Here is a 20,531-nt window from a genome sequence, read left to right on the forward strand (position 1 = left end):
ACCACACACCAACCGGGAAACCCGGCCGACATGCCAGTGTGCAAGAGCCCTGCACAAACTGACCAAAAACACCCTGTTGAGTTCTCAAACAACACACCCACACCAAGAACCAAGTCACTCTGGACCAGATCCCGACTGGCGGGTATATTCACTTTGTCTATCTTGTCTCGCTTTGTTCTCGCTCTTGCTCCGAGAACCTTACCAGACCCGTTTTCCGGCCCGTTTCGCACCCCCGCCGCTTCCGGCGGTTCTTCGAACCGTTCCGCCCCACGCTTACGCTCTCCAGTCCCTGGTTCGTGTCGAACCGGACCTGGAGCGCACAAGGACTCATCTACTGAGTCGATCCAGGGGGGTTGACCGTAGCAGACCCACTAAGGTGGTCCTGACACTCGGTCGGGCGGTCTGCGGGCCGTTCCACGTCCCTGCGGCCTCTCGGCTTCGCTGGTCCGTTTCTGTCCGGTGCCCCGCTGACTCGATAAACATTACCCGGCGTTCCAGAGAGCGTCAAACCGGGGGTCGGTTGTTCCGCGTCACCCCCGTCGCCGGGGGCTTCCGGCCGTCCCCCGGGACGACGTTCTACCTGGTCACTGTACCTCGTCCGGCACTTCGACGCCGGCGATCGTGCGCTTGCCCCGGCGCAGGACGGCGTACTTCCCGTGCAGCAGCGCGCCCGGCGACAGGGTCGCCTCGGCGTCGGTCACGCGCTCGTTGTTGAGGTACGCGCCGCCCTCGGCGATCGCGCGGCGGGCGTCCGAGACGCTCTTGGCGAGCCCGGTGTCCTTCAGCAGAGCGGTGATCGGCGCTTCGGCGGCGGCCGTCACGAGTCCCGCCTCGGCGAGCGCCGCGCGCAGGGTCGCCTTGTTGAGGCCGGTGAGTTCGGCACGGCCGAAGAGGGCCTGTGCGGCGGCGATGGCCTGGGCGGTGTTGTCGGCGCCGTGGACGAGGGTGGTGAGCTCCTCGGCGAGCGCGCGCTGGGCGGCGCGGGCGGCGGGGCGTTCGGCGGTCTCCTTTTCGAGGGCCTCGATCTCGGCGTGGCTCTTGAAGGAGAAGCGGCGCAGGTACATGCCGATGAGGTCGTCTTCGGTGTTGAACCAGTACTGGTAGAAGGCGTAGGGGCTGGTGAGCTCGGGGTCGAGCCAGGTGGCGCCGCCTTCGGACTTGCCGATCTTGGTGCCGTCGGCGCGGGTGACGAGGGGGGTGGAGAAGGCGTGGGCGTGGCCTCCTCCGCGGCGGCGGATGTAGTCGACGCCGGCGGTGATGTTGCCCCACTGGTCGGAGCCGCCGAACTGGAGTGTGCAGGCGTGCCTTTGGCCGAGTTCGTAGAAGTCGTTGGCCTGGAGGAGCTGGTAGGCGAACTCGGTGAAGGAGATGCCGCTCTCCAGGCGGGCCTTGACGACGTCGCGGGCGAGCATGCGGTTGACGGGGAAGTGCTTGCCGACGTCGCGGAGGAAGTCGATGGCGGAGGTCTGGGCGGTCCAGTCGAGGTTGCTGACGACGGTGGCGGCGTTGTCGCCTTCGTAGGTGACGAAGGGCGCGACCTGGGCGCGGATCTTCTCGGTCCATCCGGCGACGGTCTCGGGCGCGTTGAGGGTGCGCTCGGTGGTCTCGCGGGGGTCGCCGATCTGGCCGGTGGCGCCGCCGACGAGGAGGATGGGCCGGTGTCCGGCGAGCTGGAGCCTGCGCGCGGTGATGACCTGGGTGAGGTGCCCGACGTGGAGGCTCGGCGCGGTGGGGTCGAAGCCGACATAGAAGGTGACGGTTCCCTCGAAGTGCTCGTGGAGGGCCTCGGGGTCGGTCGAGTCGTGGATCAGTCCGCGCCAGCGCAGGTCGTCAAGGATGTTCACGCCGTTGATTCTGGCCTATGGCGTGGGGTGGCGCGCGAACGGTTTCTGGGCGTGTGCGCCCGGTATGGGCTGACGGTGGGTTCGCCGGGGATCCAGAAGCGCCAGGGTGTGGCGGCGGCGGTGCCGGAGATGCCGGTGCGGGGGCCGTTGGCGAGCGCGGTGGGCGGGGTGGCGGGGTCGCGGAGGTGGACGGGTCCGGTGCCGTCGAGGGCGGGTGTGCCGGTGTCGGCGCCGGTGATGTCGAGGGCGCGGGCGAGGCGGGCGGGTCCGCGGGCGAGGTCGCGGTCGGTGGAGCGGGGGCGGCGGGCGCGGGCGGTGTCGATGCCGTCGATGACCTCTCCGGCGCGGAGGAGGACGCCGGAGGCGTGTCCGGTGGGGCGGGCGGTGATGTTGAGGCACCAGTGGACGCCGTAGGTGAAGTACACGTAGGTGTGTCCGGAGGGCCCGAACATGGGGGCGGTGCGGGGTGTGGGTCCGCGGTGGGTGTGTGAGCCGGGGTCTTCGCCGACTCCGGCGTAGGCCTCGACTTCGGTGAGGCGGATGGTGACGCCGTTGGCGGTGACGGTGCAGCCGAGGAGCATGGCGGCGGCGATGGTGGTGTGCTCGTCGAGGGTTTCGGCGATGGGCGGGGTGTTCCATCCGGCGCCGCGGGCCCAGTAGCGGGCGTGGGCGCGGTGGGTGTGGAGGTCGGCGGGTGGTGGTCCGGCGTCGAGGGTCTCCACGAGTGGGGGGAGGCCGATTTCGGCGCGCAGGCGGTGGACGTTTTCGGGGTCGGCGATGGTCCAGGGGGCCATGACGCCGTCGTCGGTCCAGTCGAGCTGGGTGCCGTAGGTCTGGGGTCGTCGTTCGAAGAATTGGACGCGGTCGTGTGTGTAGGCACGTTGCCGCGGGGTGAGGTCGGCTTCGGCGAGGACGCGGTGCTGGAGGGCGGGTGCGCCGATGGCGTGCTGGGTGATGAGCCAGGCGGCCTCGGCGCCGTCGGTTCCGGCGAGTTCGGGTCCGGGCCAGCCGTGGGCGTCCATGATGGCGGTGAGTTCGCGGGCGTTGCGGTCGTGGACGGCGGCCATGTCGGGGTGGTAGCCGTCGTAGAGCTCGCCGGTGGCGGCCAAGTGGTCGCGGACGCGCAGGTCCTCGGCGGCCATGGTGAGCAGGCGGTCGCGCAGGTCCGGATTCACGTCTCCAGTGTGCCGGGTGGAATGATCGCGGCCATGTCGCATGCTTTCGCCGATGACGCCCTGGCCGCCTTCGTCGCCGAGGCGGGTGCGCAGGGCGGGCCGACGTTCCGGGAGCGGGGCGCGGCCGATGTGCGCGCGGGTGCCGCCGCGGTGGTCCGTCCGCGTGAGCCGGAGTTGTTCGAGGTGCGCGACGTGGACGCCGGGGGTGTGGCGGCGCGGCTGTACCGGCCGTCCGCCGGCGCGTCGCGGGTGCTGGTGTACCTGCACGGCGGGATGTGGTCGATCGGTTCGCTGGAGACGCACGACCGGGCGTGCCGGGCGCTGGCGCGGGACGCAGGGGTGTCGGTGCTGGCGGTGGACTACCGGCTGGCGCCGGAGCATCCGTTCCCGGCGGCGGTGGAGGACGCGGTGGCGGTGTTCGGGTGGGCGACGCGGCTGGACGCGCGTCCGGGTATCGGCGGGGACAGCGCGGGTGGGCACCTGGCGGCGCTGGCGTCGATCGTGCTGCGGGACGGGGGTGGTCCGCTGCCGTCGGCGCTGGTGATGGCCTATCCGAACACCGACCTGACCTTCTCGCGGCCGAGTACCCGGGAGAAGGCCGAGGGCTGGGGCCTGACGACCGACGCGGTGATGTGGGGCGCCGAGCAGTGGGTGCCGGACCCGGCGACGCGCGCCGACCCGCGGGTCAGCCCGCTGTTCGCCGGGCTCGCGGGCCTGCCGCCGGCGGTGGTGGTGACCGCCGAGCACGATCCGCTGCGCGACGAGGGCGAGGAGTTCGCCGCGCGGCTGGGCGAGGCGGGCGTCCCGGTGGTCCTGCGCCGTGAGGAGGGCATGATCCACGGGTTCCTGACGCTGCACGGGGTCTCCCCCGCCGTGGAGTCCGCCACGGCGCGGTTCGCCGCCGACGTGGCCCGGGTCTTCGGGAACTCCGACACACTGGCGGTATGAGAAGCGCCGGAATCCTGCTGCACCGGCGGGGCGAGGTCCTGCTGGCGCACATGGGCGGTCCCTTCTGGGCCCGCAAGGACGCCGGTGCGTGGACGATCCCGAAGGGCGAGCTCGCCGGGGGCGAGGAGCCGTGGGACGCCGCGCGCCGGGAGTGGGTGGAGGAGCTGGGCGTGCCGGTCCCGGAGGGGCCGGTGCGGGACCTGGGCGAGGTGACGCAGAAGGCGGGCAAGGTGGTGCGCGCCTTCGCGATCGAGGGTGAGCTGGATCCGTCGTCGATCACGCCGGGGACCTTCGCGATGGTGTGGCCGCCGGGTTCGGGTGTGGAGCGGGAGTTCCCGGAGGTGGACCGGGTGGCGTGGTTCTCGCCGGAGGAGGCCGCGGCGCGGATGGTGGCGGCACAGCGGGAGTTCCTGGCGCGGTTGTGAGCTCACCCGGCGGCGCGGGCGGCGAGCCAGCCGGCCATGGCGCGCACGCCCGTCCCGATGGCGGTCTCGTCGGGGTCGAAGGCGGTGTCGTGGGGGAAGCCGGTGACCAGTGGCGCGCCGGGACGGCGGACGCCGAGGTAGCTGTAGGTGCCGGGGACGCGGCGCAGGAACAGGGCGAAGTCCTCGCCGCTGAAGGGGGTCGCGGCGTGTGCGACGCCGACGGGGACGCCGGTGGCGCGCAGGTGCCGGGCGAGGGCGAGGGCGTCGGGTTCGGGGCAGACGAGGGCGGGGAAGGGCTCGGCGGTGAAGACGACGCCGGTGTCGTCGGCGAGGGCGGTGACGTCTGCGCGGACGGTTTCGGCGCGGTCCTCGGGCCAGGTGCGCCAGGCGGCGTGGACGGTGTCGCCCACGGCGGAGGCGCGCATGTAGACGAAGGTGGACAGGCGTCCGCCGGGTGTCGTGAGGTCGGTGATGAGGCCTTCGAGTTCGCCGGGGGACCGCGGTGGTGTGACGGTGCCGAGTTCGGCGATGTCGGTGGCGAGCTGCGCGGCGTCCCCGGGTGAGGCGGTGGTGATGACGCAGGTGTCGAGGCCGGGGAGGCCGTTGCCGGGGGTGACGGTGATCGTCCCGGCGGGCATGGGGCCGCAGTGGAGGGCGTGGATCTCGTCGACGCCGTCCAGGGCGTCCTCGGCGAGCATGGCGCGGGCGCCGGTGAGGTCCTCCTCGGCGGGCTGGAAGAGGAAGACGTGGCGCCCGGCGAGGCGGTCGCGGAGTCCGGCGAGGACTTCGGCGACGCCTACGCCGACGGTGGTATGCACGTCGTGGCCGCACAGGTGCGCGGGTTCGGTGCCGCCGCCGGACTGGGCGTGCGGGGGGACGGCGTCCATGTCGGCGCGGTAGGCGATGGTCCGGCCGGGCCGGGCGCCTTCGAGGACGGCGATGACGCCGTGCCCGCCGACGCCGGTGGTGACGGCGAGCCCGGCGGCGCGCATCCGGGCGGCGACGAGCGCGGCGGTGCGCGCCTCGTGCCCGGCGAGTTCGGGGTGGGCGTGGATGTCGCGGCGCAGGGCGATGAGGGATGCGTCGAGGCTGGCGGCGGCGGTGTCGATGTCGTGCTGCACGGGTGGTCCTCCTGGCTGCTGGGAAGGCAAGTGTGCGGCCGTGGAGGGGCGGGTGCAGTGGGGCGGGGGGCCGTTCGGGGGTGGGGGTAGGCCGTGTTTTCAGGTGGCCGTGCCGGACCCGATGGCGCTCGTCCCGGCGGCCCTCGCCACGGGGCGTAGGCTCAAGATGCCGTCGGGTGACGGTGAAACCGAACCGCCGGGAAGGCGGTCGTCATGTCCGTTCAAGACGCTCTCGGGCGCATTCTGGTCGCCGGTGACTCCCCTGCTCCCCCCAGGCTCGTGCTCACTCCACTTCGGACGACGTCGGCCACCGACGGGGTCTGGTGGCCGCGGTCCTTCGACGCGCTGGCGGAGCTGCCGGGGCTGGTGGTCTTCGTGCGGGGGCGGATGGGGCCGGTGACGACGGTGATGCTGAGCCGGTCGGTGTGGGTGGGGGACTTCCGGCGGCTGGTGGTCGGTGGGCTGCCGGTGCGGGTGGGGTGGTTCGCCTCGCTCGACGCGTCGCTGGCGATCGTGACCACCGACCGGGGTGGGCAGCTGGACCTGCTGGTGATCCCGCCGGAGGCGGAGGGCGCCGGTGATGAGGTCCCGATCGGTGTATGGGACGGCGAAGGCGGGCATCTGGCGTAGGCTGGGCACATAAGGTCACCCCGGACCCCGGTGGCGCAACCCCCTCCCGAAGGGCCGGTTCGTGACCCCCGAGATCACCCTCTCCCCCATCGCCACCGTCGACGACCATGGGTACGCCGAGCTGCGCGCGCGGGTGCGCGAGCTCGGGTTGCTGCGGCGGCGTCCGTTCTATTACTTCGCACTCATCGCCGTGATCGTCGGTTCGCTCGCCGGTGGGGTGGCGCTGATGGCCGTGATCGGGGACTCGTGGTGGCAGCTGGCGCTGGCGCCGCTCTTCGCGGTGGTCTTCGCGCAGCTGGGGTTCCTGGGGCACGACGCGGGGCACCGGCAGGTCTTCGCGGGCAGGCGGGCCAATGACGCCGCGGGGCTGCTGTTCGGCAATCTGGGCATCGGGCTGGCCTACGGGTGGTGGATCGACAAGCACCGCAGGCACCACGCCGACCCCAATGACGTGGAGCGGGACCCGGACGTGTCGGGCGAGTCGATCGCGTTCACCGCCGCGCAGGCGAGGGCGCGGGGACGGGCCGGGCGGCTGCTGGCGCGCTACCAGGCCTGGGCGTTCTTCCCGATGCTGCTGCTGGAGGGCCTCGCGCTGCACGTCGCCGGAGTCAAGGCGGTCTTCGGGCCGGGCTACCGCAGGCGGTGGCTGGAGATCGCGCTGCTGGCCGCGCACGTCGTCATCGCCGTGCTGGTGTTGCTGGCGGTGATGTCGCCGCTGAAGGCGCTGGCGTTCGTGGCGGTGCAGCAGGGCCTGTTCGGGGTGTACCTGGGGTGCGCGTTCGCGCCGGGGCACAAGGGGATGCCGATGACCGGGCGCGGCCAGAAGCTCGGTTTCCTGCCGCGCCAGGTGCTCACCACCCGCAATGTCACCGGCAGCCGGTTCAACGAGGTGCTGCTGGGGGGCCTGAACTTCCAGATCGAGCACCACCTGTTCCCGAACATGCCGCGGGTGGCGCTGCGGCACGCGCGGCCGCTGGTGCGCCGGCATCTGGACGAGCGGGGACTGCCGTACCACGAGACGAGCCTGTTCGGCTGCTACCGGCTGGCGCTGGGGCACCTGGACCGTGTGGGGCGTCGGGCCACCGGAGCTCCCGGTGAGTCTCGACCCGTCAGGTGAGGGAATTGCGGCCGAGGGAGTGTGGGCGCGCATCGCGCACCTGGCCGAGGGACGCCCCTTCACGATGGCGCTGGTGTGCCGGGCGGCGCTGGGCGCCGTCGGCGTCGACGGCGCCGCGGTCACCGTGGCCGCCGGGACCGACGCCCGTGACGTGCTCCACGCCAGTGACACCGTGGCCGCCGAGCTGGAGGAATGGCAGATCACCTACGGCGAGGGACCGGGCGTCGACGCCCTGGAGGGCGGCGGGTCCACACTGGTCGCCGATCTCGGCGAGCACCATTGCGCGCTGCGGTGGCCGGTGTTCACTCCGGCGGCGCTGGGCAGTGGCGCCAAGGCGCTGTTCGCGCTGCCGTTGCAGGTGGGGGTGATCCGGCTGGGCGTCCTGGATCTGTACCGGGCCGAGGCCGGTGGGCTGGGCGCGCGGCTGGCGGAGGCCCTCGACTACGCCGACGCGGCCACGGCGCTGCTGCTCGACGGTGTCGACGCCACCCACCCCGACTCCGACCCGCACCAGGCGCACGTCCACCAGGCGACGGGGATGGTCGTGGTCCAGCTGGGCGTCGGCGCGGCCGCCGCCTACGCGGCCCTGCGCGCGCACGCCTTCGCCCACGGACGCCACCTCGGTGAGGTCGCCGCAGACGTGGTGGCCCGCAGGCTTCGTTTCGACGGCGATCAAGGGCATGATGGGCGGTGAGGAGCTGGATGAGATGGTCCCGGACCACGGGTGAATGCCGATGAATCAGACGACGATCGCCGAGACTTTCGTGGAGTTCGCCGACACGCTGACCGCCGACTTCGACGTGGTGGACTTCCTCCATCAGGTCGCCGTGAAATGCGCCGACGTGCTCGGCGTGGCCGCCGCCGGGCTGCTGCTGACCGACCAGCGGGGAGCACTGCGGGTCGTGGCGGCCTCCAGTGAGCGCACGCGGCTGCTGGAGCTGCTCCAGCTCCAGCACGACGAGGGCCCGTGCCCGGAGTCGTTCCACACCGGACGGCCCATCGCCGTCCCCGACCTCGCCGCCGAGACCGGCCGCTGGCCGCGGTTCGCCACGGCGGCCACCGCCGCCGGTTTCGCCTCGGTGGAGGCGCTGCCGATGCGGTTGCGGGACACCGTCATCGGCGCCCTGGGCCTGTTCGGCACGCGCCCGGGTCCCCTCGATCCGGTGACGCTGCGGCTGGCCCGCGCGCTGGGGGACGTGGCCACGATCGGCATCGTGCAGGCCCGCACCATCCAGCGGCAGGAGGAGATCGCCGCGCAACTGCAGACCGCGCTGACCAGCCGGGTGGCCATCGAGCAGGCCAAGGGCGTCATCGCCGAACGTCACGACCTGGACATGGACGGCAGCTTCGAGCTGCTGCGGCGGGCGGCGCGCTCGGCGAACCGGCGGCTGTCGGACCTGGCGCGCGACGTGGTCACCGGCGAGGCCACGGTCTGAGCCGGTGACTCCGCCCACATCGCTTCGCGCGGCGGTGGCGCGGAGGTAGAACTGCCCGCATGGACTACAAACGACTCGGACCCACCGGAATCCCCGTCTCCCGCCTGTGCCTGGGCATGATGTCCTTCGGCGATCCGGCCCGGCAGGCGTGGGCGCTGCGCGAGGACGAGGCCGAGCCGCTGGTGCGGGCGGCCGTCGAGGCGGGCGTGAACTTCTTCGACACCGCCAACGTGTACTCCCGCGGCGGCAGCGAGGTCGTCACCGGGCGGCTGCTGGCGAAGCTGTTCGCGCGGCGCTCCGACTACGTGCTGGCCACCAAAGTCGGCCTGCCGATGTCGGAGCGGCCCGGGGACGGCGGGCTGTCCCGCAAGCACGTCTTCGACTCCATCGACGCCTCCCTGAAGCGCCTGGGCACCGATCAGGTCGACCTGTTCCAGATCCACCGCCTCGACCACTCGGTGCCCGCCGAGGAGCTGATGGAGACCCTGAACGACGTGGTCCGCTCGGGCCGGGCCCGCCACATCGGCGCCTCGTCGATGGCCGCGTGGGAGTTCGCCAAACTCCAGCACGCCGCCGAGCGGCGCGGCTTCGCCAAGTTCGTCTCGATGCAGAACCACTACAACCTCGCCTACCGCGAGGAGGAGCGCGAGATGCTGCCGCTGTGCGCCGACCAGGGCGTGGCGGTCATCCCGTGGAGCCCCCTCGCCCGCGGCCTGCTCGCGCGGCCCTCGGGCTCGGGCTCCACCGCCCGCACCGCCGGTGACTTCGGCCTGGAGCTGCGCTACGGCAAGGTCGACATGCGGCCGGTCGTGGACGCCGTCACCGCCGTGGCCGCCGCGCGGGGCGTCCCGCAGGCGCAGGTCGCCCTCGCCTGGATGCTGCACCAGCCGCGCGTGACCGCCCCGATCGTGGGCGCCACCCGGCTCGGGCACATCGAGGACGCCGTCGCCGCCGTCGGGCTGAAGCTGTCCGGCGAGGAGATCGACGCCCTCGAAGCGCCCTACCGTCCGCTGCCGCCGATCGGCGTCGAGACGCGCTCGGCCGACCGCGAGGCCTAGGCCGTGGCCAGGAACTGGGTCGCGGCGAGCTCGGCGTAGAGCGGGTCGGACTCGACGAGTTCGGCGTGGGTGCCCACCGCGCGGACCTCACCGGCGTCCATGACCACGATCCGGTCGGCCATGGTGACCGTCGACAGGCGGTGCGCGACGACGAGGACGGTCGTCTCGCGCGCCGCCTCGGCGACGGTGTCGCGCAGGGCGGCCTCGTTGACCGCGTCGAGCTGCGAGGTCGCCTCGTCGAGCAGCAGGAGCCGTGGTTTGCGCAGCAGCGCGCGGGCGACGGCGACGCGCTGGCGCTCGCCGCCGGAGAGCTTGCTGCCGCGGTGGCCGACGACGGTGGCGAGGCCTTCGGGGAGGCGCTCGACGAGGGCGTCGAGGCGGGTGCGGCGCAGGACCTCGGCGATGGCGTCGTCGGTGGCGGCGGGGGCGCCGAAGGTGAGGTTGTCGCGGAGGGTGCCCGACAGGACCGGGGCGTCCTGCTCGACGTAGCCGATCGCGGCGCGCAGGTCGGCGATGGGCCAGTCGCGCACGTCGCGGCCGTCGAGGAGGACGCGTCCGGCGGTGGGCTCGTAGAAGCGCTCGATGAGCGAGAAGACGGTGGTCTTGCCGGCGCCGGAGGGGCCGACGAAGGCGGTCATGCCGTTCGGGGGGACGGTGAAGGTCACCGAGTTGTGGACGTCGGGCAGCTCGGGGCGGTAGCGGAAGCGGACGCCCTCGAAGGTGACGCTCCCGGCGGCGTGGGCGACGGGGGCGTGGTCGGCGGCGACCTCTTCGACGTCCATGGCGTCGACCTCACCGATGCGGGAGATCGCGGCGGCGCCGACCTGGAGCTGGCTCACCGCGCGGACGATCCCGGCGATCGAGGGGATCAGGTAGAACAGGTACAGCAGGAACGCGATGAGCGAGGCGATGCTCATCTGATCGGAGGCGACGCGGGCGCCGCCGATGCCGAGGACGGCCAGGAACGACACCTGCACGGCCAGCCCGGCGGTGGCGCCGACGATGGACTGCCAGCGCGCGGCCTTGATCCCGGCGCGCCAGGCCTCGGTGGCGGTCTCCTGGATGCGCTCCTCCTCGCGGGCCTCGGCGCCGGAGGCCTTCACCGTGCGGAACGCGCCGAGCATGCGCTCCAGGGCGGCGCCGATGCGGCCGACGGCGGCCTGGGACTCCTTGGTGGCGCGGGAGATGCGGGGCATGACCACGCTGACCACGGCGCCGATCACGCCCAGCACGGCGATGGTGACGCCGAGCAGGACGAGGTCCATGAACGACATCATCACCACGGTCGCCACGAACGTGATGGCGGAGGTGACCCCGGCGACCACGGCCTGGGTGCTGACCTGCCGCAGGAGGGTGGTGTCGGAGGTGACGCGCGACATCAGATCGCCGGGCTCGGCGTTCTCCACGGCCGGGACGCGCAGGCGCAGCAGGCGGCCGACGAGCTTGCGGCGGGCGGAGAGGATCACCGACTCGGCGGTGCGTTCCAGGACGTAGTCGGAGACGGCGTTGATGAGGGCGCCGGTGACGACCATCCCCGACAGCAGGAGGAGCGAGCCGGTCAGGCTCGCTCCGCTGCCGAGGTCGTCCACGAGCCATTTCGCCGCGAGGGGCTGGACGAGTCCGGCGAGGCTGCCGATGAGGCCCAGGACGCCCGCGACGGCGATGACCGCGCGGTGCGGGCGGATGTAGGCCCACAGGGCCTTCCATGTCGCGCCGGTCACCTCGCCGCGGGGGCGGCCGAACCGGGTGGTCCTGGGGGCTGCTTCGTCTACGGCGGCCATGTCGTCCATCCGTTCGGGGGGCTCAGACCCGGGTAAGGGTACGAACGGGTTCCTGAGAGGCGGCTGTGGTCTTGGCCCGGGCGCCGAGCTGGCCCAGCAGCATCGAGCCGAAGGCGACGGCCATCCCGGCGATCTGGAGGGGGCTGAGGGCCTGGCCGACGACGATCCAGCCGACGGTGGTGGCGGTCAGCGGCGAGAGCAGGCCGAGGAAGGTCAGCGGCACCGGCGACAGCGTCCGCACGCCCCGGAACCAGAGGAAGTAGCCGAGGGCGGTGTTGACCAGCGACAGGTACAGGTACCCGGCGACGTTGGTGGCGGTGAAGGTGGGCAGCGCGCCCTCGACGATGAACGCGATCGGGAGGAGGAACAGGCCGCCCACGGTCAGCTGCCACCCGGCGAAGGAGGTGAGCCGGACCCCGGGGGGCGGGCCCCAGCGCTTGGCGAGCACCGTCCCGGCCGACATCGCGATGGTGCCGCCCAGGCCCGCGGCGACGCCGATCGCGTCGAGCTTGGCGGTCGCGGTCAGGACCACCATCGCCACGCCCGCCACACCGGCGATGCCGAGCAGGACCGGGCGCAGCCGCACCTTCTGGTTCAGCAGCAGCGCCGAGAGGCCGATGACGACGAGGGGACCGGCCGCGCCGACGACGGCGGCGACACCGCCGGGGAGGCGGTAGGCGGCCACGAACAGCAGGGCGAAGAAGACGCCGATGTTCAGCATGCCCAGGGTCGCCGCGCGCCACCACCACTTGCCGGTGGGCAGCTGGCGTCCCATGGCCAGGAGCAGCAGCCCGGCGGGCAGGGCGCGCAGGAGGGCGGTGAGGAGGGGACGCCCGGGCGGGAGGAGCTCGGTCGTGACGGCGTAGGTGGTGCCCCAGGTGATGGGGGCGATCGCGGTGAGCGCGACGGCTCGGGCGGAGGCGTTCATGTCACGTCCTAGGGGGCGGTGCGGAGGTCTGGTGCCCGGACTCGCTTGAATCTGATTAACTTGGACTCAAGTAGTTCCGTTGCTAAGTAGCTTAGCGCTAAGCTACTTGAAGTCAAGCTATTCTGTGGTGGCCCGGGACACACTGGAGGAGACATGACAGACGAGACCGACGCCGTGGACCGCATCACCGGCCAGTGGGCGCGCGAACTGCCCGACATGGGCCTGCGCGCCATGGAGGTCTTCGGGCGCGTCCACCGCGTCTCCCAGCACACCGCCCGCCTCATCGACCCCATATACGCCCGCCACGGCATCGGCCGCGCCGAATTCGACGTCCTGGCCAGCCTGCGCCGCTCCGGCGAGCCCTACACCCTCTCCCCCAAGCAGATCAGCGGCACGCTCATGCTCACCTCCGGCGGGCTGACCGGGCGCCTGGACAAGCTGGAGAAGGCCGGTCTCATCGAGCGGCTGCCCGACCCCGACGACCGCCGCGCCCTGCGCGTCCGGCTCACCGACGCCGGGCGTACCGCCGTCGAGGCCGCCGTCCGCGCCGGCGTCGAGGCGCAGCAGAAGATCCTCGACGTCCTCACCCCCGACGAGCAGGCCGTGCTGGCCGGGCTGCTGCGCCGCGTCCACCTGGCCTACACCGGCGAGCTGTAAAAGACTGGCGCGCGCCGCGGCCCGCACCGCACACTTCTGACCGGTGACGCGGACGCATGTTCGACCACAAGGGAGGTTCACGCGATGCCATTTCACAAACTGCCGGGAGAGACCGCGCCGGTTCGGCTGTGGGCCGACCCGGCCACGGTCGAGGAGCAGGCCCTCGCCCAGCTGCGCAACATCGCGGCCCTCCCGTGGGTCCACGGCGTCGCCGTGATGCCCGACGTCCACTACGGCATGGGCGCGACCGTGGGGTCCGTGATCGCCATGCGCGGCGCGGTGTCCCCGGCCGCCGTCGGCGTCGACATCGGCTGCGGCATGACCGCGCAGCTGACATCCCTGACCGCGAGCGACCTGCCCGACGACCTGTCGCGGCTGCGCAGCGCCATCGAGGCGGCCATCCCGGTCGGCTTCAACATGCACAAGCGGTCGGTCGACACCGACCACCTCAAGACCGGCATGCGCGGCTGGTACGAGTTCTGGCAGGACTTCGAGGACCTCGCCAAGCCCATCGCCCGGGGCCGCAAGGGCCGCGCGATGCAGCAGCTGGGCACCCTCGGCGGCGGGAACCACTTCATCGAGGTCTGCCTCGACGGCGCCGACCGCGTGTGGCTGATGCTGCACTCCGGATCCCGCAACGTCGGCAAGGAACTCGCCGAGTTCCACATCTCGCGGGCCAAGGAACTCCCCCACAACACCGACCTGCCCGACCCCGACCTGGCCGTCTTCCTGTCCGGGGCGCCCAGCATGGACGCCTACCGCAACGACCTGTACTGGGCGCAGGACTACGCCAAGCGCAACCGGGCGGTCATGATGGCCCTGCTGCGGGAGGTCGTGGTCAAGAAGTTCCCCAAGGCCACCTTCCAGCCGGAGATCTCCTGCCACCACAACTACGTGTCGGAAGAGGTCCACGACGGGCAGGACGTCCTGGTCACCCGCAAGGGCGCCATCCGCGCCGGCGAGGGCGACCACGGCATCATTCCCGGCTCGATGGGCGCCAGCTCCTTCATCGTCCGCGGCCTGGGGAACAAGGACTCCTTCGAGTCCGCCTCGCACGGCGCGGGCCGGAAGATGAGCCGCAACAAGGCCCGCAAGCTGTTCACCGCCGAGGACCTCGCGGCGCAGACGGCTGGCGTGGAATGCCGCAAGGACGGCGGAGTGGTCGACGAGATCCCGTCCGCCTACAAGGACATCGATGAGGTCATGGCGCTTCAGTCGGACCTGGTCGAGGTGGTGGCGCGACTCAAGCAGATCGTCTGCGTGAAGGGGTGAGCTCCCGGCACGCGGCATGAGACGCGCCGAGTGAACGAACTGTCAGGCCGGGCGTCCCTTCGGGGGCGCCCGGCCCTTTCACTACTCCAGGACGCGGCGGCAGATCCAGCTCGCCCGCACCGACGGCGGGCTGATGAGCACGACCCCGCGCACCCGCGCCGGGCGGCACGCCATCAGCGCGCGGCCTTGGTGCTCACGATCAGGTTCGACTTGGCGAACCCCTCCCCCGCCAGCCACTCCGCGGTGGTACCCACCGCCGCCACGTTCGAGTGGAACACCGTCATCAGGGTCTCGTGGATCTCCCGCGCGCTCGCCTTCCCCTGCTCGTTGGCCAGCCCGGGCGCGCCGGTGGCGTCGGAGACCACGCGGGCGGCCAGGCCGTGCACGACGGCGTCGAAGGCGGTGTGCAGGACGCAGTTCTGGGTCATGAAACCGACCAGGGTCACCGTGTCGACGTCGTTGGCGCGCAGGTAGTCCAGCAGGTCGGTGCCCGCGAAAGACGACGGGAACGCCTTGTGCAGCAGGTGGTCGCGGGAGCGCCCGCCGATCTCGGGGTGCAGCTCCCAGTTGCGGGTGCCGGGCACGAAGACCGGCGCGGTGGCCGGGGCGTCGTGCTGGACCACGACGACCTTCACGCCGCGCTCGGCGGCGGCGTCCATCATGGCGGCGATGTTGCCCACCGCCACGCCGAAGTCGGGGTACGCGATGGGCAGGTTGCCCTCGGCGGTGTACTCGTTCTGCACGTCGATGACGATCAAAGCCTCGGTCATGCGCTCAATGATCATCGCCCGGATCGTCTGGGACGAGGGGGATCCCGGCCATCCAGCGACGGTTCTCAGCCAGCCGGGACGCGGAAGGTCCGGCGGTAGGAGGCCGGGGACACCCCGAAGACCCCCGCGAAGTGCGGGCGCAGCGCCGCCGCCGACGGGTAGCCGCAGCGGCGGGCCACCGCCTCCACCGGCAGCCCGGTCTCCTCCAGCAGCCGCTGCGCCGCCAGGAGCCGCTGGTGCCGCAGCCACTGCGCGGGCGTGGTCCCGGTGGCCTGCCGGAAGTGCCGGTCGAAGGAGCGGCGGCTCATGCGGGCGCGGGCGGCCAGATCGTCCACGTGGTGCTCGGCGGCCAGGTCGGCCAGCAGGTGCGCCATCACGTCGCCGATCGGGTCGCCGTGCCGGGGACGCGGCACGGGATGCTCCACGTACTGCGCCTGCCCGCCGTCGCGGTGCGGCGCCACGACCAGGGTGCGCGCGACGCGGTTGGCCTCGGCGGCCCCGCGCAGGCGGCGGACGAGATGCAGGCACGCGTCGAGCCCGGCGGCGCTGCCCGCGGAGGTGAGCACGCGGCCCTCGTCGACGTACAGCTCGTCGGGACGCACGTCGACGCCCGGGTACTTGCGCGCCAGCAGGTCGGCGTGGGCCCAGTGGGTGGTGGCGCGGCGGCCGTCCAGGAGCCCGGCGGCGGCCAGCACGAACGCGCCCAGGCACAGGCCGACGACGGTGGCCCCCGCGTCGTGGGCGGCGCGCAGGGCGTCCAGGACGCGCGGGTCCGGCGCGTCGGCGGGCGGCGCGGGATAGGACGGCAGGATCACCAGGCCGGCCTCGCGGACCTCGTCCAGCGTCGCGGGCGTGGACACCACGAGCCCGTCGGAGGTCGTCACCGAAGGCCCGCCGTGATGGGCGGCGACGCGCACGGTGGTGAGGGCGCCGAAGACGCGGATCGGCACCGCGTCTTCGAACATGGGCGTGCGGTCGAAGAGGACGACCGCGACGGGCCCGCTCACGCGAAGGCGCGGTCGGAGTCGACCACGCGCGCGCCCAGCGGGAAGAGCGAGACCGGGATCAGCTTGAAGTTGGCGATGCCCAGCGGGATCCCGATGATGGTGACGCACAGGCCGATGCCGGTGATGACGTGCCCGATGGCCAGCCACAGCCCGGCGAAGATGAACCAGATGACGTTCCCGATGCCCGACATCACCCCGGCGCGCGGGTCGCGGACCACGGTCCGCCCGAAGGGCCACAGCGCGTAGCCGGCGATGCGCCAGCTGGCGATGCCGAAGGGGATCGTGACGATGAGGACGAAGCAGATGAGCCCGGCGAGGAAGTAGCCGAGCGCGAGCCAGAAGCCGGCCAGGACCAGCCAGATGAGGTTCAGGATCGTCTTCACGTGATCAATGGTGACGGTTCGGGCGGCCCCGCGCATCGGGGATGTCACCGATGTCGCGGAGGCCACCCGCCCACAGTGGGACGGGCGCGCAGGTATCGCTCACAGCGGCCGGCGAGGCCGCCCCCGCCGGGTGGGAGGCGGGTGAGGGCGATGACGCGCGCGGGATCGGCCACGGGTGGAGGCCGATCCCGGCGCCGAACGCGGCCCCACCCAGTTCGGCCACGGCCAGGGCGAGCGCGACGCCGACGGGCGTGCGCCACGGCGAGACCACCGCCTCGACGGCGCCGCCGGACGGGTCGCGCGGGTCGATCACCGGCGGCCGCGCGCCGTCCTCGTGCCCGGCGGGGCGGACGTCCACACACGCGCCGGCGTCCGCCCCCGGCCCGATGCGTGCGCCGGGTGACACGTCACCGGCGCACCGGCCGCCGCGGCTCACCGGTGAGGTCCACCGGCACGCCCTACTCCCGCGCGTGGTGCGCGGCCAGGACCTCCGCCTCCTTCTGCCTCGACACGCCCGCGCGCAGCGGGTGGCCGGGTGTGTCCCACTCGCGCCAGGCGAGGGCGGTGTCGCCGATGGGGCGGTTGGTCATCCCGGCGGCGAGGGAGGCGGTCACGTCGCGCTTCATGAATCCGGCGTACTCGGGCAGCGGGAGCCACAGGCCGAGGGACTCCTCGCCCATCCATGGCTGCACGCCGTGCTCGTCGAGGAGTTCGCGGGACACCCAGGTGAAGGTGGCCTCCACGCCGTAGGCGGCGGCGATGGACGACAGCCACTCCCCGCGGGTGACCGGCGGGCAGATGGCGTCGAAGACGCCCGCCAGGCGCTTCTCGGCGGCGTCGACGATCCACGCGGCGAGGTCGCGGACATCGATCCACTGCACGGTCTCCTCCGGCGCGCCGGGGGCGAGGATCTCGCCGCCCTCGGCGATGCGGCGGAACCAGTGGCCGACCCGGTCGATGCGGTCGCCGGGGCCGATGATGAGGCCGGGGCGGATCACCAGGGCGCGGTCGCCGAAGCGCTCGCGGACCTGGTTCTCGCAGGCGACCTTGTAGGGCCCGAATCGCTCGGCGTCGACCTCGTCGGCGTCGTATGGGGCGGGGTCGTGGGTGGGGCCGGTGGCGGGGGTCTGGCCGGGGGTGGCGTCGTCGCTGTAGGCGGAGCAGCTGGACACGTGCGTCCAGTGCCCGGCGCCCTCGCCGAGGACCTCGATGGCGTTCTTGACGTGGGCGGGGATCCAGGCGACGTCGACGACGGCGTCGAACGCGCGGCCGCGCAGGGCGGACAGGCCGTCCACGGTGGCGCGGTCGGCGATGACGTGCTCGGTGCCGGACGGCGGTTCGCCGTTGCGGCCGCGGGTGGCGACGGTGACGTCGTGCCCGCGGGCGGCGGCGAGTTCGGCCACCGCCCGGGAGAGGTAGACGGTGCCGCCGAGTACGAGTAGGCGCATGGGGTGGATCCTCACCCGCGCCCGGCGGCGTGTCGAGGGTTGTTCACTCTAGGCGGACGCGTGCCAGGCGGCCAGGACGGCGGCCTCGCGCTCGGGGGACAGCCCGGCCCGGCCCGCCGGTGAGCCGTCGTTCCAGTCGATCCAGCGGCGGGTGGTCTCGGCGAGGGGCCGGATGCGCATCCCGGCGTCCACCGAGGCGGAGGTGTCGCGGGCCATGAACCCGGTGAAGCCGGGGTCGGCCGACCACAGGGGCAGTGATTCCGGGCCCATCCACTGGCCGACCTCCTGGGCCTCCAGGAACGCGTTCGGGACCCAGGTGAAGGTGACGTCGGCGCCGAGGGCGGCGGCGATGCCGGTGAGGAACTCTCCGCGCGACACCGGCGGGCACATCCCGTCGTGGGTGCCGCCGGTGCGCTCCTCGGCGGCGCGCACGAGCCACTCGGCCAGGTCGAGGACGTCGATCCACTGCACGGGCTCCTCCGGCGTCCCGGGCGCCAGGACCTCGCCGCCGCGGGCGATGCGCCAGGGCCAGTAGCCGAAGCGGTCGCCGGGGTCGGCGGGGCCGACGATGAGCCCGGCGCGGACGATGAGGGCGTCCTCGCCGAAGCGCTCGCGCAGGAGGTTCTCGCAGGCGACCTTGGACGGCCCGTACAGCTCCATGGACAGGTCGCCGGAGTCGGGCGCGGTGGGTTCGGCGATCGCGGTGGTGGCGGGGGTGCCGCCGAGGGCGGCGTGCTCGGTGTAGACGCTCACGGTGGACACGAAGCCGTAGTGGCCGATCTCGCCGAGGGCGTCCAGGACGGTGGCGATGTGCAGGGGCACGCGGGCGACGTCGATGACGGCGTCGAAGTCGCGGCCGCGCAGGGCGGCCACGCCTTCGGGGGTGGCGCGGTCGACGCGGACGAATTCCGTCCCGGACGGGGGCTCGCCGCTCTCGCCGCGCGCGGCGACGGTGACGTCGTGGCCACGGGAGACCGCCAGGGCGGCGGTGGCGTGGGAGAGGTAGCGGGTTCCGCCGAGCACGAGGATCTTCATCTCCGCAGCCTCACACCGCGCGGCGGGCGGGGGCAACGAGTTACGCCGTGGGCGATACGGGCCGCTCGAAAAAGGTCTCCAGGACCACGATGCTCTGCGTGGAGGCGACGCCGGGGACCTCGTAGAGCCGCCGCAGCACGCCCTGGAGGTCCTGGGTGGTGGCGGTGCGGACCTTGACCAGCAGCGTCCCGGCGCCGGCGATGATGTGGGCCTCCTCGACCTCGGGCAGCGCGGCCAGCGCGTCACCGGTGGAGGCGTCGCCCATCCACGCGTTGGCGTCGATGAGCACGTAGGACAGCACGCCGCGCCCGAGGGCGGCCGGGTCGACCTCGACGGTGGTGCGGCGGATGATCCCGCGCTCCTTGAGCTTGCGGACGCGGTCATGGGCGGAGGCGGTGGACAGGCCGACGGCGGCGGCGAGGGTGGCGTAGGAGGCCGAGGCGTCGCGCTGGAGTTCGGCGATCAGGCGCCGGTCGATGTCATCCATGCCGTACTCCATCTGTTGTGAGAGTCTCATTGCCGAACTGTGTACGGCGATCTTAGATTACACCCGAAGGTCATTCACACATGGAGGCGAAGATGTCCGAGCTGATCCCCGCGGAGTTCGAAGTCCTCGACGAGCGCTTCTCCGCGATCGCCGGGGACGACTACCTGGAGCGCCTGTGGACCGGCGGCCGCTGGACGGAAGGCCCCGCCTACGTCCCGGCCGGGCGGTACGTGCTCTTCAGCGACATCCCGAACGACCGGGTGATGCGCTGGGACGAGACCACCGGCGAGGTCGGCGTCTTCGAGCACGGGGCGGGCTACGCCAACGGCCGCACCGTCGACCGCGAGGGACGCGTCATCACGTGCCTCCAGGGCGAGCGCTCGGTGGTCCGCACCGAGCACGACGGCTCGACCACGGTGCTGGCCGATTCCTGGCGGGGCGGGCGCCTCAACAGCCCGAACGACGTGGTGGTGTCCTCCGACGGCGCCGTCTGGTTCACCGATCCGCCGTACGGGATCCTGTCCGACTACCAGGGCCACAAGGCGGAGCAGGAGCAGGACGGCTGGTACGTCTACCGGATCGCCCCCGACGGTGGGCTGAGCGTGGTGGCCGACGACTTCCTGCGCCCGAACGGACTGGCCTTCTCCCCCGACGAGAGCCTGCTCTACATCAACGACAGCCGCCGCAAGCACGTCCGGGTGTTCGGTGTGGACGGCGGGCGGCTCACCGGCGGGGAGGTCTTCGCCGATGTCGAGCGCGGCAACCCCGACGGGGTGCGCGTGGACACCGACGGGCGCGTGTGGGTGGCGGCCGCCGAGGGCCTCCTCGTCCACGACCCGGACGGCACGCTCATCGGCAAGCTGAGGATGCCCGAGCCGGCCACCTCGAACCTGTGCTTCGGGGGCCGACAGCGGAACATCCTGTTCATCACGTCCACGGCCGCGCTGTACTCGATCCGGCTGACCGTGAACGGCTGCAAGACGATCTGAAAGGGAAAGGGCGTCCCGGA

General features: G+C 72.5%; 22 protein-coding genes and 1 pseudogene. 10 read left to right on the plus strand and 13 right to left on the minus strand.

The features are described from left to right. Nucleotides 1-584: 584 nt before the first annotated feature. From tyrS to QSK10_RS34185, 3 genes and pseudogenes are all read right to left on the minus strand, one after another. Entirely contained in the window at nucleotides 585-1,844 is a 1,260-nt protein-coding gene (gene tyrS, locus QSK10_RS00005; RefSeq protein WP_285660439.1) for a tyrosine--tRNA ligase, read from the minus strand. Next, nucleotides 1,841-2,467 carry a DNA-3-methyladenine glycosylase gene (locus QSK10_RS00010; protein WP_285662880.1) on the minus strand — a complete coding sequence of 209 codons (627 nt, stop codon included), beginning with the start codon at nucleotides 2,465-2,467 and terminating at the stop codon, nucleotides 1,841-1,843. Before QSK10_RS00010 ends, tyrS begins: the two co-directional genes overlap by 4 nt. 102 nt (nucleotides 2,468-2,569) lie before the next feature. Continuing rightward, nucleotides 2,570-3,061: pseudogene (locus QSK10_RS34185) on the minus strand (DUF6624 domain-containing protein); the annotation flags it as partial. On the opposite strand from QSK10_RS34185, the gene QSK10_RS00015 reads away from it, so the two are divergent. Together QSK10_RS00015 and QSK10_RS00020 are read left to right on the plus strand one after the other, a co-directional pair. Then, nucleotides 3,053-3,967, plus strand: coding sequence for an alpha/beta hydrolase (locus tag QSK10_RS00015; protein WP_285660441.1), 915 nt, complete (start codon nucleotides 3,053-3,055; stop codon nucleotides 3,965-3,967). The pseudogene QSK10_RS34185 and the gene QSK10_RS00015 overlap by 9 nt on opposite strands. Continuing rightward, nucleotides 3,964-4,392, plus strand: a complete 429-nt coding sequence (locus QSK10_RS00020; protein WP_285660442.1) for an NUDIX hydrolase — start codon at nucleotides 3,964-3,966, stop codon at nucleotides 4,390-4,392. Before QSK10_RS00015 ends, QSK10_RS00020 begins: the two co-directional genes overlap by 4 nt. Nucleotides 4,393-4,394: 2 nt before the next feature. On the opposite strand, the gene QSK10_RS00025 is transcribed toward QSK10_RS00020, so the two are convergent. After that, nucleotides 4,395-5,513, minus strand: coding sequence for a M20 metallopeptidase family protein (locus QSK10_RS00025; RefSeq protein ID WP_285660443.1), 1,119 nt, complete (start codon nucleotides 5,511-5,513; stop codon nucleotides 4,395-4,397). 213 nt (nucleotides 5,514-5,726) lie between these two features. Between QSK10_RS00025 and QSK10_RS00030 the strand changes: the two genes are divergently transcribed. From QSK10_RS00030 to QSK10_RS00050, 5 genes are all read left to right on the plus strand, one after another. Continuing rightward, the gene (locus QSK10_RS00030) at nucleotides 5,727-6,143 is read left to right on the plus strand and encodes a DUF5994 family protein (protein WP_285660444.1); all 417 of its coding nucleotides are present in this window, start codon (nucleotides 5,727-5,729) and stop codon (nucleotides 6,141-6,143) included. A gap of 61 nt (nucleotides 6,144-6,204) precedes the next feature. After that, nucleotides 6,205-7,260, plus strand: a complete 1,056-nt coding sequence (locus QSK10_RS00035; RefSeq protein WP_285660445.1) for a fatty acid desaturase family protein — start codon at nucleotides 6,205-6,207, stop codon at nucleotides 7,258-7,260. After that, nucleotides 7,238-7,954 carry an ANTAR domain-containing protein gene (locus tag QSK10_RS00040; RefSeq protein ID WP_285660446.1) on the plus strand — a complete coding sequence of 239 codons (717 nt, stop codon included), beginning with the start codon at nucleotides 7,238-7,240 and terminating at the stop codon, nucleotides 7,952-7,954. The genes QSK10_RS00035 and QSK10_RS00040 overlap by 23 nt, the downstream gene beginning before the upstream one ends. A 40-nt stretch (nucleotides 7,955-7,994) precedes the next feature. Next, nucleotides 7,995-8,696: a GAF and ANTAR domain-containing protein gene (locus QSK10_RS00045; RefSeq protein WP_285660447.1), complete on the plus strand. Its 702-nt coding sequence runs from the start codon at nucleotides 7,995-7,997 to the stop codon at nucleotides 8,694-8,696. Between the two features lie 59 nt (nucleotides 8,697-8,755). Beyond that, nucleotides 8,756-9,754 carry an aldo/keto reductase gene (locus QSK10_RS00050; RefSeq protein ID WP_285660448.1) on the plus strand — a complete coding sequence of 333 codons (999 nt, stop codon included), beginning with the start codon at nucleotides 8,756-8,758 and terminating at the stop codon, nucleotides 9,752-9,754. Here the strand turns inward: QSK10_RS00050 and QSK10_RS00055 are convergent. Together QSK10_RS00055 and QSK10_RS00060 are read right to left on the minus strand one after the other, a co-directional pair. Continuing rightward, complete coding sequence (locus QSK10_RS00055; protein ID WP_285660449.1) at nucleotides 9,751-11,535, minus strand: ABC transporter ATP-binding protein; 1,785 nt, start codon at nucleotides 11,533-11,535, stop codon at nucleotides 9,751-9,753. The two genes, QSK10_RS00050 and QSK10_RS00055, sit on opposite strands and share 4 nt — an antisense overlap. 22 nt (nucleotides 11,536-11,557) lie before the next feature. Further along, the gene (locus QSK10_RS00060) at nucleotides 11,558-12,463 is read right to left on the minus strand and encodes an EamA family transporter (protein WP_285660450.1); all 906 of its coding nucleotides are present in this window, start codon (nucleotides 12,461-12,463) and stop codon (nucleotides 11,558-11,560) included. A gap of 153 nt (nucleotides 12,464-12,616) precedes the next feature. Here QSK10_RS00060 and QSK10_RS00065 point away from each other — a divergent pair, with 153 nt between their 5' ends. Both QSK10_RS00065 and QSK10_RS00070 read left to right on the plus strand, forming a co-directional pair. Beyond that, on the plus strand, nucleotides 12,617-13,120 hold the full coding sequence (locus QSK10_RS00065) for a MarR family winged helix-turn-helix transcriptional regulator (protein ID WP_285660451.1): 504 nt from the start codon (nucleotides 12,617-12,619) through the stop codon (nucleotides 13,118-13,120). An 84-nt stretch (nucleotides 13,121-13,204) separates the two neighbouring features. After that, nucleotides 13,205-14,392, plus strand: coding sequence for an RtcB family protein (locus QSK10_RS00070; RefSeq protein WP_285660452.1), 1,188 nt, complete (start codon nucleotides 13,205-13,207; stop codon nucleotides 14,390-14,392). A gap of 173 nt (nucleotides 14,393-14,565) precedes the next feature. Here QSK10_RS00070 and QSK10_RS00075 read toward each other — a convergent pair whose 3' ends face one another. The 7 genes from QSK10_RS00075 to QSK10_RS00105 all read right to left on the minus strand — a co-directional run bounded on the left by QSK10_RS00075 (nucleotide 14,566) and on the right by QSK10_RS00105 (nucleotide 19,522). Further along, nucleotides 14,566-15,162, minus strand: a complete 597-nt coding sequence (locus tag QSK10_RS00075; RefSeq protein WP_285660453.1) for an isochorismatase family protein — start codon at nucleotides 15,160-15,162, stop codon at nucleotides 14,566-14,568. A 65-nt stretch (nucleotides 15,163-15,227) separates the two neighbouring features. After that, nucleotides 15,228-16,169 (minus strand): GlxA family transcriptional regulator, encoded by a 942-nt coding sequence (locus QSK10_RS00080; RefSeq protein ID WP_285660454.1) that lies wholly within the window; start codon nucleotides 16,167-16,169, stop codon nucleotides 15,228-15,230. Then, nucleotides 16,166-16,588: a YccF domain-containing protein gene (locus tag QSK10_RS00085; protein WP_432705310.1), complete on the minus strand. Its 423-nt coding sequence runs from the start codon at nucleotides 16,586-16,588 to the stop codon at nucleotides 16,166-16,168. The genes QSK10_RS00080 and QSK10_RS00085 overlap by 4 nt, the downstream gene beginning before the upstream one ends. Continuing rightward, a complete protein-coding gene (locus QSK10_RS00090) occupies nucleotides 16,557-16,958 on the minus strand; it encodes a hypothetical protein (RefSeq protein ID WP_285660456.1) in 402 nt (133 codons plus the stop codon). The genes QSK10_RS00085 and QSK10_RS00090 overlap by 32 nt, the downstream gene beginning before the upstream one ends. Nucleotides 16,959-17,010: 52 nt before the next feature. Then, entirely contained in the window at nucleotides 17,011-18,000 is a 990-nt protein-coding gene (locus tag QSK10_RS00095; RefSeq protein ID WP_285660457.1) for an NAD-dependent epimerase/dehydratase family protein, read from the minus strand. 48 nt (nucleotides 18,001-18,048) lie between these two features. Further along, entirely contained in the window at nucleotides 18,049-19,035 is a 987-nt protein-coding gene (locus QSK10_RS00100) for an NAD-dependent epimerase/dehydratase family protein (RefSeq protein WP_285660458.1), read from the minus strand. A gap of 40 nt (nucleotides 19,036-19,075) precedes the next feature. Further along, nucleotides 19,076-19,522: an Lrp/AsnC family transcriptional regulator gene (locus tag QSK10_RS00105; protein WP_285660459.1), complete on the minus strand. Its 447-nt coding sequence runs from the start codon at nucleotides 19,520-19,522 to the stop codon at nucleotides 19,076-19,078. A 92-nt stretch (nucleotides 19,523-19,614) separates the two neighbouring features. Between QSK10_RS00105 and QSK10_RS00110 the strand changes: the two genes are divergently transcribed. Further along, nucleotides 19,615-20,511, plus strand: a complete 897-nt coding sequence (locus QSK10_RS00110; RefSeq protein ID WP_285660460.1) for an SMP-30/gluconolactonase/LRE family protein — start codon at nucleotides 19,615-19,617, stop codon at nucleotides 20,509-20,511. Nucleotides 20,512-20,531 lie beyond the last annotated feature (20 nt).

This window comes from Actinorhabdospora filicis, from assembly GCF_030269765.1.
Classification (GTDB): Bacteria; Actinomycetota; Actinomycetes; order Mycobacteriales; family Micromonosporaceae; genus Actinorhabdospora; species Actinorhabdospora filicis.

Coding starts and splice junctions, on each gene's coding strand:
- QSK10_RS00015 (WP_285660441.1), top strand. CDS start 3,053: ATGTCGCATGCTTTCGCCGATGACGCCCTGGCCGCCTTCGTCGCCGAG.
- QSK10_RS00020 (WP_285660442.1), top strand. CDS start 3,964: ATGAGAAGCGCCGGAATCCTGCTGCACCGGCGGGGCGAGGTCCTGCTG.
- QSK10_RS00030 (WP_285660444.1), top strand. CDS start 5,727: ATGTCCGTTCAAGACGCTCTCGGGCGCATTCTGGTCGCCGGTGACTCC.
- QSK10_RS00045 (WP_285660447.1), top strand. CDS start 7,995: ATGAATCAGACGACGATCGCCGAGACTTTCGTGGAGTTCGCCGACACG.
- QSK10_RS00050 (WP_285660448.1), top strand. CDS start 8,756: ATGGACTACAAACGACTCGGACCCACCGGAATCCCCGTCTCCCGCCTG.
- QSK10_RS00055 (WP_285660449.1), bottom strand. CDS start 11,535: ATGGCCGCCGTAGACGAAGCAGCCCCCAGGACCACCCGGTTCGGCCGC.
- QSK10_RS00060 (WP_285660450.1), bottom strand. CDS start 12,463: ATGAACGCCTCCGCCCGAGCCGTCGCGCTCACCGCGATCGCCCCCATC.
- QSK10_RS00065 (WP_285660451.1), top strand. CDS start 12,617: ATGACAGACGAGACCGACGCCGTGGACCGCATCACCGGCCAGTGGGCG.
- QSK10_RS00070 (WP_285660452.1), top strand. CDS start 13,205: ATGCCATTTCACAAACTGCCGGGAGAGACCGCGCCGGTTCGGCTGTGG.
- QSK10_RS00075 (WP_285660453.1), bottom strand. CDS start 15,162: ATGACCGAGGCTTTGATCGTCATCGACGTGCAGAACGAGTACACCGCC.
- QSK10_RS00085 (WP_432705310.1), bottom strand. CDS start 16,588: ATGCGCGGGGCCGCCCGAACCGTCACCATTGATCACGTGAAGACGATC.
- QSK10_RS00095 (WP_285660457.1), bottom strand. CDS start 18,000: ATGCGCCTACTCGTACTCGGCGGCACCGTCTACCTCTCCCGGGCGGTG.
- QSK10_RS00100 (WP_285660458.1), bottom strand. CDS start 19,035: ATGAAGATCCTCGTGCTCGGCGGAACCCGCTACCTCTCCCACGCCACC.
- QSK10_RS00105 (WP_285660459.1), bottom strand. CDS start 19,522: ATGGATGACATCGACCGGCGCCTGATCGCCGAACTCCAGCGCGACGCC.
- QSK10_RS00110 (WP_285660460.1), top strand. CDS start 19,615: ATGTCCGAGCTGATCCCCGCGGAGTTCGAAGTCCTCGACGAGCGCTTC.